The sequence below is a fragment of the Bradyrhizobium sp. STM 3557 genome (assembly GCF_045571465.1).
Taxonomy (GTDB): Bacteria; Pseudomonadota; Alphaproteobacteria; order Rhizobiales; family Xanthobacteraceae; genus Bradyrhizobium.
Genome location: NZ_CP120697.1, coordinates 169,782 through 181,803, shown reverse-complemented (window position 1 = coordinate 181,803; position 12,022 = coordinate 169,782). Strand labels below are relative to the sequence as shown.

The following is a 12,022-nucleotide window of genomic DNA, read 5'->3' as shown; positions in this document are numbered from 1 at the left end:
CTCAGATGCCGGCGGAGAAGTACGACGCCAGCCGGGTCTTGATGTTCTCGGCGATCTGCTCGGCGGCGCGATCCTCGGCGTCGCGGAATGCGCGCTGCCGCGCAAAGCGCTGATAAGAGCCGGGGATGTCATACGACGTCCGCGCGAACGTGGTCCCGGTCATCACCGACTTGTTGCTCGCAAGCTCGACCAGATTGTACTGCACGTCGATGCCGACATTCTCGCTGGTCGGCAGGCCGGTTCTGGGATCGATGATCAGCGACGAGCGGCTGGTCTGGAATTTCATCACCAGCTTGTAGACAGGGGCCGTGCCGGTGGCGGTGCCGTAGAGCTTGAAGGCGAGGGCATTGCGGATGTCGACGCCGATCCGGGCTTCGGGCGACGCATTGGGCTTGTCGACCGGAGGCAGGTCGACCGTCATCAGCTTCTCGCGCAGGCCCGGCGTGCCATCGGTGTGCTCGGCATACATCGGCTGGAAGCAACCGGCCGTGAGCGCAGCCAAGCCGGCCACGGCGATCAGCCGCGCGGCGATGCGAAAACGACCGGCAGAACTAGCCAACGACATTCACGATCCTCTTGGGAACCACGATCACCTTGCGGACGGTCCGACCATCCAGCGCCAGCTTTACCGCATCGAGGCCCAAAACGGCAGTCTCAATTTCCGGATTCTGCGCGTTGCTGGCGACTGTGACTTCTCCGCGCTTCTTGCCGTTCACCTGAACCACCAGCGTCACGCTGTCTTCGACCAGCAAATCGCGTTCGATTTGCGGCCAGCTCGCCTCCGAGATCAGGCCGGTGTGCCCGAGCACTTGCCAGCATTCCTCGGCCAGATGCGGCATCATCGGCGCGAACAGGTGCACCAGGATGGTCGCTGCTTCCTGGATCGCCCAGGCGAGGTCCGGTGCCGGCTTGGCCGGTCGCGACAGCACCTCGGCCAGCGCGTTGGCGAATTCCCGGATGTGGGCCAAGCAGACGTTGAAATGCAGCCGCTCGACACCGCTGGATACCTTGTCCAGCGCGCCATGGGCGGCCTTGCGCAGCGCCAGCGCATCGGCGCCGAACGAGCCGGGTCGGGAGGAGGGCGCCTGCTTGGCGATCTCAGAGGACTCGTTGATCAGCCGCCAGAGCCGCTGCACGAACCGCGAGGCGCCTTGCACCCGCTCGTCGCTCCAGATCACGTCGCGATCGGGCGGGGAGTCCGACAGCATGAACCAGCGTGCCACGTCGGCGCCGTAGCTCTCGATGATGTCGTCGGGGTCGACGGTGTTCTTCTTCGATTTTGACATCTTCTCGATCGGGCCGACCGTGATGTCCTCGCCGGTCGCGGCCAGCACGACGCGACGGCCATTGTCGCCCGTCTCGATCGTGACCTCCGCCGGGCTCACATAGGTGCCGTCGGCCTTCTGGTAGGTCTCGTGCACCACCATGCCCTGCGTGAACATGCCGGCGAACGGCTCGTCCATGGCGATATGCCCGGTCGCCTTCATCGCGCGGCTGAAGAAGCGGCTGTAGAGCAGATGCAGAATCGCGTGCTCGACACCGCCGATGTACTGGTCGACCGGCATCATCCGGTTGGCCACCGCGGGCGTGGTCGGCGCAGTCTCGTTCCAGGGATCGGTGAAGCGCGCGAAATACCAGGACGAGTCCACGAAGGTGTCCATCGTGTCGGTTTCGCGTTGCGCCTGGCCGCCGCATTTCGGGCAGGTGACGTGCTTCCAAGTGGGATGATGGTCGAGGGCGTTGCCCGGCCTGTCGAAGGTGGCGTCATCCGGCAGGGTCACCGGCAGGTCCTTGTCAGACACCGGCACTACATCGCATGTCGGGCAATGGATCACCGGGATCGGGCAGCCCCAATAGCGCTGGCGCGAAATGCCCCAGTCGCGCAGGCGGAAATTCACCTGGCGCTCGCCGACTGGCGCATTGCCGCGGCTCTCGTTCTCCAGGCGCTTGGCGACCTCCTCCTTGGCCTGATCGATCGTCATGCCGTCGAGGAAGCGCGAATTGATCATGCGGCCGTCGCCATCATAGGCGACGTCGGTGATGACGAAGCTCTTGGGGTCCTGGCCCTCGGGGCAGACCACCGGCGTGTTGCCGAGCGCATATTTGTTGACGAAGTCGAGGTCGCGCTGGTCGTGCGCCGGGCAGCCGAAGATAGCGCCGGTGCCGTATTCCATCAGCACGAAATTGGCGACATAGACCGGCAGCTTCCAGTTGGGATCGAATGGATGCAGGGCGCGGATGCCGGTGTCGAACCCCTGCTTCTCGGCCGTGTCGATGACCTCCTGCGCGGTGCCGATCCGTTTGATCTCCGCTATGAATTCCGCGAGCTTCGGGTTCTTGGCAGCAGCCGCCTGCGCCAGCGGATGATCGGCCGAGATCGCCATGAACTTGGCGCCGAACAGCGTATCGGGTCGCGTTGTAAAGATCTTCAGCTCGCTTTCGCCCGCGGGCGTGGTCGCGCCATCGAGAGCGAACCGGATCAGCAGCCCCTCGGAGCGCCCGATCCAGTTGCGCTGCATCAGCCGCACCTTGTCGGGCCAGCGGTCCAGCGTATCCAGCGCGTCGAGCAGCTCCTGCGAGTACTTCGTGATCTTGAAGACCCACTGGTTCATCTCGCGTTGCTCGATGACGGCCCCGGAACGCCAGCCGCGGCCCTCGATCACCTGCTCGTTGGCGAGCACGGTCATGTCGACCGGATCCCAGTTCACCTTGCGCTTCTCGCGCTCGACCAGCCCGGCCTTCATGAAGTCGAGAAACAATTTCTGCTGGTGTTTGTAGTATGACGGATCGCAGGTCGCGAATTCTCTGCTCCAGTCCAGCGACAGCCCGATCGAGCGGAGCTGCTTTTTCATCGCGGCGATGTTGTCGTAGGTCCAGGCCTTCGGCGCCACCTTGCGCTCGATGGCGGCGTTCTCCGCCGGCAGGCCGAACGCGTCCCAGCCCATCGGATGCAGCACGTTGAAGCCCTTGGCCCGCATGAAGCGGGCCAGTACGTCACCGAGCGTATAATTACGGACATGGCCGATATGGATGCGTCCCGACGGATAGGGAAACATCTCGAGTACGTAGTATTTCGGACGCGGATCGTCGTTTTTCGAGGCAAAGATCGCCTTCTCGTCCCACTGGCGCTGCCAGCGCGGCTCGGATTCACGGGCGTTGTAGCGTTCGGATGTCATAATCGCTTGTAATTTCCAGGGATTCGCGTCGTCTTTGGGAGCGCGGACTAGGCCACAAAAGCGGCGGCAAGGTCAATGGGCCGGGAGATGATGTTACCACCCTGCCATGCTGCTAAGCGACGGTAATCCGTAGGTTTTTTTGCAGTATTGCGTTGAACTGTAGGGGGCCGGATTGAGGCGCGGTTAAGACTTGGGTGGGACAGTATCGCATCTGACCCCTATGCCCACATCTGGGACTATCCAAGCCGTGTCCGCTGCGACGTTCGATGAGATCGATTTCGAGTACGCGACGTCTGTCGCGGAGAAGGCGATGCGTGCGATGGCGCAGCATCGTGTGCCGCCGACGCCCAACAATTTCCATCTCTGGTTCAAATACGCGCTTGGCACCGCTTCGGACCTGAAGCGTGCGGTCGACATCCTCGTCAGCAACAAGCGGAAGTTCGACAAGACGACCAACCAGGCGCTGTTCGATACCTATATCGGCTCGCAGGGCACCGATGCAGCGGTCGTTCACAAGGTGTCGCAGCAGCTCCACGGCGTGATGGACTCGGCGAAGCAGTATCTGACTGCGGCGATCGCCGACAACAGGACTCAGATGGAGGCGATCGATGGCGTCGCCGGCGATCGCGACAACGGCGTCGACCCGAAGCTCCTGATCGAGAACCTGGTCAGCGAGCTCGCCAGAGCCACCGAGCGCGCCGCCAAGCTGGAGGCGAGCTTCGCCGAGAAGTCGCGCGAGCTCGACACGATCAGAGACTCGCTCAACAAGTCCGAGCAGCGCGCCCGCACCGATACGCTGACCGGTCTGCCGAACCGTCGCGCCCTCGAGGAATTTTTCCGTCAGGTCCAGATCGCGGCGATGGAAAAGGACGAGCCGCTCAGCGTGCTGCTGATCGACGTTGATCATTTCAAGAAGTTCAACGACAATTACGGCCATGGCGTCGGCGACCAGGTGCTGCGGCTGGTGGCGAAGGCGGTGCGCGAGCGTGTCCGCGAGAACGATCTGCCGGCCCGCTATGGCGGCGAGGAGCTGATTGCGGTGCTGCCGCGTGCGGATCTCGAAACCTGCAACAGCGTCGCGGAACGGATCCGTCGCTCGATCGCAGAGTGCCAGTTCACCCGCCGCTCGACCGGCGAGATGCTGCCGCAGATCACGGTATCGATCGGCGTCGGCCAGTTCCAGTTCGGCGAGTCCATGGCCGATCTGATCGATCGCTGCGACCGCGCGCTCTATCTGGCCAAGAAGCTCGGCCGCAACCGTGTGGTCACCGAACTCGAGCTCGATCGCAAGCTCGCGGTCGGCTAATGCGGTCTAGCGAATGCTCTCCGCTGCTTCACCCGGGCAAGCGATCCACTCAAGATTCGATATGTGCAGCGACGGCTGTCTTGATGAAGCGTCAGTTCACGCGCGCAGCGGGCTCGCCGCTTTCGACCACTTCGATGATGCCATGGGCGACCACGTTGTTGCGGCCGCGATGCTTGGCGGCATAGAGCGCGGCATCCGCCGCCTCGATCAGGTCCGCCACCGCGAGCTGGGCGTTGGGCTCGGCACAGGCCATGCCGACGCTGACCGTCACATATTGATGGCTCGACGTCGCATGCGGCAAGGCGAGTAAGGCGACCTCTGCGCGCACCATTTCGCCGATCTCGATCGCGCGGTCGGCAGCTGTGTTCGGCAGCAGTAGACAGAACTCCTCGCCACCATAGCGTCCCGCAAATCCGGCGACCGACATCGCAATGCGCGAGAGTGTCGCACCCAGCCGCGAGAGGCAGGCATCGCCTTCCGGATGGCCGTAGGTGTCGTTGTAGAGCTTGAAATGATCGACGTCGATCATCAGCAGGGACAGCTTGGCGCCGGCCTGCTGCGCCTTCATCCATTCGAAATCGAGCCGGCTCTGGAAGCCGCGCCGGTTGGCGAGTCCGGAGAGCACGTCGACCGATGCCATCACGGTGAGGCGGTCGTTGGTCGCCACGAGCTCGCGCTCGCGCTGGCCGAGCTTCGCGGCCATTGCATTGAACGCCTTGGCGAGCGGCACGAACTCCGATGGCAGCCTGGTGCTCGCACGCGCCGACCAATCGCCGAACCCGAAGCGTTTCGCGGTGGCGGCCAGGATGTTGATCGGTTGGATGATGAGCTTTTCCGCGGCGATCAGCGCGCCCAGCAGCACGAACAGACAGACGAAGCCTGCCTGCAGATAGACGGTCCGGATCTCGCGGTCGATCGCGGCGGTGACTTGCGTTTCGTCGATGCTGACGATCAGCCGCGATCCGGTGTCGGCGATGCGGTTGAAGCTGATGGCGCGCCGCGCGCCGTCGGCGGCGACGAACGATATCGTGCCCTCGCTCTTGGTGGAACTCATGGCCGTTTCGGCGATCGCCGACAGCAGCGGCAGGCTGTCGAGCGAGCGGCCCACATAGCTCGCATGATCGGAGGCGGCGGCGAGCACGGTGCCGGTGCTGTCGACCAGCACAGCGGAAATGCCGGGACGGTTGTCAAGGTTGCTCATCACCTTGGACATCCATTCGAGATTGACGCTCGCCAGCACCACGGCGTCCGGCTCGCCGGTGATCGCCGAGACGGGATAGGCGGCGATCACGATCGGCGTCTGATCGCGCTTGGCGAGACGGAAGTCGGAGAATACGAAGCCGCGGGTGGCCTGCGCCTTGATGAAGTAGGGGCGATCGCTGAAGTCGAGCCCGATGAAACCATTCATGGTCGCGCACTGAATGCGCCCGTCGCGGCCCGCGATCATGACATTGCGGATCCATGGCAGGTTGAGCGGCAGGCTGGCTCGGAGCAGGTCGCAGCTGCGGCCGACGCCTGCTGCCGATGCCCGGATGTAGGCCGCCGATTTGAGCAGCGTCTCGACCGACATGATGACTTCGCGCTGCGTGTCGGCGCTATGCCTGGCGAGATTGGAAAATTCTTCGGAGGCCTGCGCGATCTGCTTCGCGCGCGCGGTCTCGAGCGAGCGCGCGCGTTCCAGCATCAAAGGTGCAACCAGGATCACCGCGAGCAAAGCGAGACGGGCGCGGATTCCCAGCAGCCTCCTCAGTCTCACTCTATTGCGGTTGAAGCGGATGCTTGGCATCTTCGGTCCCCTACCCCAGCCCGTGAGGGTACGGGGAAGGGTTCAAAAACCCTTTCTCGAAGTCGGTAAAAATGCACATAAACCCGTAAATTCGCGATGGCCGAAGCCGATGGCGCCTGACAAGCCCGCCAATTTAACCTCCCCTTCACTAAGCTCGTTCGCGGCGGTCGAGCAGGAGATCGCGCGCGCCTGCGCGGACGCGCGCCGCGAGCGGGCCGCGGTGACCCTGATCGCGGTCTCCAAGACCTTTGGTGCCGAGGCCATTGCGCCCGTCATCGCGGCCGGCCAACGCGTGTTCGGCGAGAACCGCGTCCAGGAAGCCAAGGCCAAATGGCCGGAGCTGATCGGGGCTCATCCCGACATCAAGCTGCACCTAATCGGGCCGCTGCAATCCAACAAGGCCAAGGAGGCGGTGGCGCTGTTCGACGCGATCCATTCTGTCGACCGGCCGAGCCTGTGCCAGGCGCTGGCCAAGGAGATCGCGGCGCAGAAGAAACATCCCTTGCTGTTCGTTCAGGTCAACACCGGCGAGGAGCCGCAGAAGGCCGGCATCGCGCCCGCCGACGCGGATGCTTTCATCGCAAGCTGCAGCGATCAATACGGGCTGACGATCTCGGGCTTGATGTGCATTCCACCCGTCAATGAGGCGCCCGGGCCGCATTTCGCGCTGACTGCCAAGATCGCCGCGCGCAACGGGCTGAAGCATCTGTCGATGGGCATGAGCGCGGACTTCGCCACCGCGATCCAGTTCGGCGCGACGCACATTCGGGTGGGCTCGGCGATCTTTGGCCATCGCTGAGTGGCGGCTGACTCTGACGAGGTCAGGTCGAGTCCGGCGGCCGGCTTAACGCATGTTGCGGCTCGCTCCGGACTAACCTCGCCCCGCTTGCGGGGAGAGGCATAGGCCGCCCCCCGGCGGCCGTCCTAAGAACGCCGAAGCGAAGCTTCGGCTATGTGTCATCGAAGATGACATACGGGTGAGGGGGTACAGGTCTAACAACTTGCACCGCTCGTGCGTCTGCCCCTCACCCCAACCCTCCCAGCGCGAGCGAAGCTCGTCGCGCCCCCGTAAAGAACGGGGAGAGGGAGCACACCGTTTTTTGCGCGATAGCGTAAGCCTCGATTCGGCTCATCCAGTCTCACGCAAACCGGACCGACACCCGTCCAAGCGCGCCGAAATCAGCATGCATCGTATCGCCCGCCTTGATCGGCAAGGGCGGGTGGCAGGTGCCGGTCGTCACCACCTGCCCGGCGCGCAACGTGATACCGAGCGTACGCAGCTCATTGGCGAGCCAGGCGAGCGCCAGGCGGGGATCGCCGAGCACGTTCTTGCCGTGGCCGACATATTGCTCGCCGCCAAGCGTGATCACCGGCTTCTCCTCGACGAGGTCGATTGCGCGCCAGTCGGCTGTCGTCGGCGCGCCGAGCACGAACAGATGCGCGCAGGCATTGTCGGCAATGAGTTGGGCCTCGCCGACCGCGGTGAAATCGGTAAAGCGCGAATCGGGAATCTCGATCGCCGGATGCAGCGTGCCGACAGCGGCGACAACCTCGTCCACATCAAAAGGCGTCTTGCGCGGCGGCAGATCGGTCTGCATGCGGAAGGCAAATTCGGGCTCGGCCACGCACATCCCGATGCCGGCCATCGACGCGATGCCGCCATCGGGGATCACGGTCTCGGCCAGGATGCGGCCGGCCATGGGACCTGCGACATTGATATGGCGCTGGCCGGCCTCGCTGGTGGCCGCGATCTTCCAGCCGAACAGGGCTGCGCCTGACTGCTTCTCCAGTTCGGCCTGGACGGCGTAGCCTTGCCCACGATCGTGCGGCCGTATCGACGACGGCAGGTTGGCGAGCTTGGTGCCGTGCCGCCATTGATCCCGAAGCGCGGCGGATGCGGCCGCAATCTGCTTGGCGTCGAGCATGGCCGTTCTCCCCGCTACCCCGGCTTCGCGCGTCCGGAAGTCCCATCGATTACTAAGAACTACTCGATGATGATCTTGGTCCGTGGCCCAAGCCGTTGCAACAGGTGCAGCATCGCAGATCGGGTCATGGCAACGCATCCGGCGGTCGGCGCGAATTGCGCGCGCGCCAGATGCAGGAACACGGCGCTGCCGCGGCCGGCAACGCGCGGCCGCGTGTTGTGGTCGATCTCGATGATGAAGTCATAGAGGTGATCATCGCGCTGAAGCCGGTCGCCATCTTGATCGGCCGCGATCCGGATCGGCTGATTGTAGTGCCGGTTGGCCGGATCCTCGCACCAGGCGTCGCGGGCGCCGATGCTGCGGACGGGCAAAAAGGTCCGCGGCCGGACGTGGCGGTCGGCGCGCCACCACAGCCGGCGCGGATGGAAGGTGCCGCGCGGGGTGCCGCCGTCGCCTTCGCGCTTGTTGGCCAGGATGCCGCCGCGGCCGAGCGCAACCGGAATCACATGGCCGTCCATTTCAAGCCAGCCACGCTGCCGATTCCCCGCGGCATGGTGAATCCGGATCGCTGCCAGCGGTCGATTCATCCTGTAAGAGGTTGTAATTACGTATTTTTTCACCAAACTCTCGCTGCCCGCCAAAAGCCTTAATGTCGGCAAATGGTCTGCCGCATTACAGGACATTCATCTGAATGCTCCTGGATTCTGGCGTAGACTGGTTTCGGCTGTAAGCTGATTTCGGCTTGTGAATCAGTAATGGACGCTTACTTCAAGACGAAATGAGGCTTATTAGCCTTGTTTGGCAGCGTTGACGGCGTCCCAAGGGATTTTGTCCCGACGCCAGCAAGAGGATTGTAGAATGGCCAATGCCCGCAAGATCCTGATCGTGGACGACGATACCGATCTGCGCGACACCTTGATGGAGCAGCTTTCGCTGCATGATGAGTTCGAGGCATCCGCGGTCGATACCGGCGCCAAGGGTGCCAGTGCTGCGAAGGCCAATTCGCCCGATCTGGTTCTGATGGATGTCGGGCTGCCCGACACCGACGGCCGCGAAGTGGTACGTAGTTTGCGCAAGGGCGGCTTCAAGGCGCCGATCATCATGCTGACGGGTCACGATACCGACTCCGACACCATCCTTGGTCTCGAGTCCGGCGCCAATGACTACGTGGCGAAGCCGTTCCGGTTCGCGGTGCTGCTTGCGCGCATCCGCGCCCAGCTGCGCCAGCACGAGGCCAGCGAGGATGCGGTGTTCTCGGTCGGGCCCTACAGTTTCCGTCCCGGGTCCAAGATGCTCACCGGCGCCAATGCGCGAAAGGTGCGGCTGACCGAGAAGGAGACGGCGATCCTGCGCTTCCTCTATCGCGCCGGCCAGCTCCCGGTCTCGCGCGAGACCCTGCTGCAGGAAGTCTGGGGCTATAACTCCGGCGTCACCACGCACACGCTGGAAACCCACATCTACCGCCTGCGGCAGAAGATCGAGAAGGACGCCGCCAACCCGGAAATCCTGGTGACGGAGGCCGGCGGCTACAAGCTGGTGCCTTGATGCATTTTCCGGGGGCGGCGATTCGCCGTATGATGGTTTGATGTCATCTCCGCCTCTCCCGGCTCGTCCATGTCGATCGAAGACGATATAGCGCTGCTGGAGCGCGTTCCCACGCTCCAGCTGCTGGGCAGCGAATCCTTGCGGATGCTGGCGATCGGCTCCGAGCAGCGCAACATCCAGGGCGGCGATGCCCTCTTCCGCGAAGGCGATGCCGCCGATTGCGGCTATGTGGTCCAGCGCGGCGCGTTGCGGATCAATGATGACAGCGGGGCCGAGGTCGTCGCTGGTCCGGGCGCGCTGATCGGCGAGCTGGCGCTGGTGGTCGAGATGAAGCGGCCGGCCAGTGCGGTGGCGCTGGAGCATTCGACCGTGGTGCGCATCTCGCGCAGCTTGTTTCAGCGCGTGCTCGAAAGCGATCCTGCCTCCGCAGTGCGTCTGCGCGACGAGTTTGCGAAACGCGCGAATCGGGTCGCGGTCGATATCCGGACTGCCGGATCGAGATTGAATTTCTGATCAGATATCCAGAGTGACCGTGACCGGCACGTGGTCGGAGGGCCGCTCCCAGCCGCGCGCCTCGCGCAGAATCCGGAAATCGCTGACCTGGTCCTTGAGGGCTCGCGACACCCAGATGTGGTCGAGCCGGCGGCCGCGGTCGTGGGCGGTCCAATCCGCGGCGCGATAGCTCCACCACGTGTAGACCTTTTCCGAGTGCGGGATGCGTTCGCGCGCGACGTCGAACCATTCGCCATGGCTCTGCGCTGCCAGCAGCTTCTCGCATTCGATCGGCGTATGCGAGACCACCTTCAGGAGCTGCTTGTGCGACCAGACGTCGTGCTCGTGAGGCGCGACGTTGAGATCACCGACCAGGATGTGGCGATCGTCGCCGCGCGGGTGCAGCGGCTCGCACGCCTTCATCTCGTCGAGGAACTGCAGCTTGTGCTCGAATTTCGGATTGAGCGCGGGATCTGGAATGTCGCCGCCCGCGGGCACGTAGAAATTATGCAGCACCAGCGGCCTGTCGAGCGCGGCTTTCTCGCCGAACGAGACCGAGATGTGGCGGCTATCGATCTTGTCGCAGAAGGTGCGGATGTCAGTGTTCTCGAACGGCAGTTTCGAGATCACCGCAACGCCGTGATAACCCTTCTGCCCGTTGAGCGCGACATGCTCATAGCCGAGCCGCTTGAACCGCTTCAGCGGAAAGGCGTCGTCGATGCACTTGGTTTCCTGCAGGCACAGCACGTCGGGCCGCGCCGCCTTGATGAACTTGGCGACGAGATCGATGCGCAGCCGCACCGAGTTGATGTTCCAGGTTGTCAGGGTGAGACGCATGGGAATTGCGTCATAACATGGTTTTTGTTGCTGTCTGCCGCAAGGCTTTAGCGGCGCGGCGCCAAGCGTGAATCACGCGGCGAACAGCGGCGTTTATCCCCAGCTATGTCCCGAGGTGGATCTGGCTCAGCCCGGCGGGGTGCCCGGATAGTTGGTGAAGTCGATCTTGAACAGGCTCGGATCGAGCTTCTTGTTGGGGTCGAGATTGTAGACCGCGACCGTGGTGTCGTAGCCCTGCGGATCGGTCACGGTCCATTGCTTGAGCTGGCCATCCTTGACGCCGACCATCAGCAACATGCGGCTCGTGCCGACCAGCGCCTGCTTCTCCTCGATCGTGATCGAGATGTAGAGATCGTCCGATGACACCGCGATCACGTTGGTGTCCTTCATCAGATCGATGCGGTCCGACAAGAGATAGCGCAGCGGCGTCTGCGACAGGGGATAGACGTCCTGCGTTGCCAGATTGCGATCGCGCACCACCACCGACGATCCGTCGGCGACGATGTCGATCGGGCTCGGCGGATCATATTCGAAGCGCAACTTGCCCGGCTTCTGGATGTAGAAGTCGCCCTTGGTCTTGCTGCCGTCCGGGCCGACCTGGACGAAGTTTCCGACCAGCGTCTGCAGGGACGACAGATAGGCGCTCACCTTGGCTGCCTGCGCCTTCTGGTTGGCGTCGAAGGTGGTGAAGATGCTGGCCGGCGTGTTGCGCCGGGGATCCGGAATGATCGGGTTCGGCGCCGCCTGGCTGCCTGGCGCTGCCCCGCCGCGCTGTGCTTCCGAAGCGCTCAGCTGCGTGCCGTCGCGGCCTTTCGGCGCCGCTTTCGGCGTCGGCACGGTTTGAGCCGCGGAATGTGCCGCGACGCCCGTCAGCGAAATGGCCAGCAGCAGCGCGGCTGCGGAGAGCTTCGCGCTGGGCGGCATGACGGGCTTCGGGTTCTGCAATGGGGTATGG

General features: G+C 63.7%; 11 protein-coding genes. 4 read left to right on the top strand and 7 right to left on the bottom strand.

Annotated features, from left to right (window positions below):
* Window position 1: 1 nt before the first annotated feature.
* Window positions 2-565 carry an LPS assembly lipoprotein LptE gene (gene lptE, locus P6U24_RS00805; RefSeq protein ID WP_407157327.1) on the bottom strand — a complete coding sequence of 188 codons (564 nt, stop codon included), beginning with the start codon at window positions 563-565 and terminating at the stop codon, window positions 2-4.
* On the bottom strand, window positions 552-3,176 hold the full coding sequence (leuS, locus tag P6U24_RS00800) for a leucine--tRNA ligase (protein ID WP_407157326.1): 2,625 nt from the start codon (window positions 3,174-3,176) through the stop codon (window positions 552-554). Before leuS ends, lptE begins: the two co-directional genes overlap by 14 nt.
* 319 nt (window positions 3,177-3,495) lie before the next feature.
* On the opposite strand from leuS, the gene P6U24_RS00795 reads away from it, so the two are divergent.
* Window positions 3,496-4,482, top strand: coding sequence for a GGDEF domain-containing protein (locus P6U24_RS00795; RefSeq protein WP_407160725.1), 987 nt, complete (start codon window positions 3,496-3,498; stop codon window positions 4,480-4,482).
* 91 nt (window positions 4,483-4,573) lie between these two features.
* Here P6U24_RS00795 and P6U24_RS00790 read toward each other — a convergent pair whose 3' ends face one another.
* Window positions 4,574-6,268, bottom strand: a complete 1,695-nt coding sequence (locus P6U24_RS00790; RefSeq protein WP_407157325.1) for a diguanylate cyclase domain-containing protein — start codon at window positions 6,266-6,268, stop codon at window positions 4,574-4,576.
* A gap of 109 nt (window positions 6,269-6,377) precedes the next feature.
* On the opposite strand from P6U24_RS00790, the gene P6U24_RS00785 reads away from it, so the two are divergent.
* Complete coding sequence (locus tag P6U24_RS00785) at window positions 6,378-7,067, top strand: YggS family pyridoxal phosphate-dependent enzyme (RefSeq protein ID WP_407157324.1); 690 nt, start codon at window positions 6,378-6,380, stop codon at window positions 7,065-7,067.
* Window positions 7,068-7,407: 340 nt separating this feature from the next.
* Here the strand turns inward: P6U24_RS00785 and P6U24_RS00780 are convergent, their stop codons facing one another.
* Both P6U24_RS00780 and P6U24_RS00775 read right to left on the bottom strand, forming a co-directional pair.
* Complete coding sequence (locus tag P6U24_RS00780) at window positions 7,408-8,193, bottom strand: 2-keto-4-pentenoate hydratase (RefSeq protein ID WP_407157323.1); 786 nt, start codon at window positions 8,191-8,193, stop codon at window positions 7,408-7,410.
* Between the two features lie 59 nt (window positions 8,194-8,252).
* The gene (locus P6U24_RS00775; RefSeq protein WP_407157322.1) at window positions 8,253-8,780 is read right to left on the bottom strand and encodes a L,D-transpeptidase; all 528 of its coding nucleotides are present in this window, start codon (window positions 8,778-8,780) and stop codon (window positions 8,253-8,255) included.
* A 271-nt stretch (window positions 8,781-9,051) separates the two neighbouring features.
* Between P6U24_RS00775 and P6U24_RS00770 the strand changes: the two genes are divergently transcribed.
* Both P6U24_RS00770 and P6U24_RS00765 read left to right on the top strand, forming a co-directional pair.
* On the top strand, window positions 9,052-9,738 hold the full coding sequence (locus P6U24_RS00770; protein ID WP_407157321.1) for a response regulator transcription factor: 687 nt from the start codon (window positions 9,052-9,054) through the stop codon (window positions 9,736-9,738).
* A gap of 69 nt (window positions 9,739-9,807) precedes the next feature.
* Complete coding sequence (locus P6U24_RS00765; RefSeq protein ID WP_407157320.1) at window positions 9,808-10,251, top strand: cyclic nucleotide-binding domain-containing protein; 444 nt, start codon at window positions 9,808-9,810, stop codon at window positions 10,249-10,251.
* Here P6U24_RS00765 and P6U24_RS00760 read toward each other — a convergent pair whose 3' ends face one another.
* Both P6U24_RS00760 and P6U24_RS00755 read right to left on the bottom strand, forming a co-directional pair.
* On the bottom strand, window positions 10,252-11,067 hold the full coding sequence (locus tag P6U24_RS00760; RefSeq protein WP_407157319.1) for an exodeoxyribonuclease III: 816 nt from the start codon (window positions 11,065-11,067) through the stop codon (window positions 10,252-10,254).
* A gap of 126 nt (window positions 11,068-11,193) precedes the next feature.
* Entirely contained in the window at window positions 11,194-11,991 is a 798-nt protein-coding gene (locus P6U24_RS00755; RefSeq protein ID WP_407157318.1) for an outer membrane lipoprotein carrier protein LolA, read from the bottom strand.
* Between the last annotated feature and the right edge of the window lie 31 nt (window positions 11,992-12,022).

Coding starts and splice junctions, on each gene's coding strand:
- P6U24_RS00770 (WP_407157321.1), top strand. CDS start 9,052: ATGGCCAATGCCCGCAAGATCCTGATCGTGGACGACGATACCGATCTG.
- P6U24_RS00785 (WP_407157324.1), top strand. CDS start 6,378: ATGGCGCCTGACAAGCCCGCCAATTTAACCTCCCCTTCACTAAGCTCG.
- P6U24_RS00760 (WP_407157319.1), bottom strand. CDS start 11,067: ATGCGTCTCACCCTGACAACCTGGAACATCAACTCGGTGCGGCTGCGC.
- P6U24_RS00795 (WP_407160725.1), top strand. CDS start 3,496: ATGGCGCAGCATCGTGTGCCGCCGACGCCCAACAATTTCCATCTCTGG.
- leuS (WP_407157326.1), bottom strand. CDS start 3,176: ATGACATCCGAACGCTACAACGCCCGTGAATCCGAGCCGCGCTGGCAG.
- P6U24_RS00775 (WP_407157322.1), bottom strand. CDS start 8,780: ATGAATCGACCGCTGGCAGCGATCCGGATTCACCATGCCGCGGGGAAT.
- P6U24_RS00790 (WP_407157325.1), bottom strand. CDS start 6,268: ATGCCAAGCATCCGCTTCAACCGCAATAGAGTGAGACTGAGGAGGCTG.
- lptE (WP_407157327.1), bottom strand. CDS start 565: ATGTCGTTGGCTAGTTCTGCCGGTCGTTTTCGCATCGCCGCGCGGCTG.
- P6U24_RS00780 (WP_407157323.1), bottom strand. CDS start 8,193: ATGCTCGACGCCAAGCAGATTGCGGCCGCATCCGCCGCGCTTCGGGAT.
- P6U24_RS00755 (WP_407157318.1), bottom strand. CDS start 11,991: ATGCCGCCCAGCGCGAAGCTCTCCGCAGCCGCGCTGCTGCTGGCCATT.
- P6U24_RS00765 (WP_407157320.1), top strand. CDS start 9,808: ATGTCGATCGAAGACGATATAGCGCTGCTGGAGCGCGTTCCCACGCTC.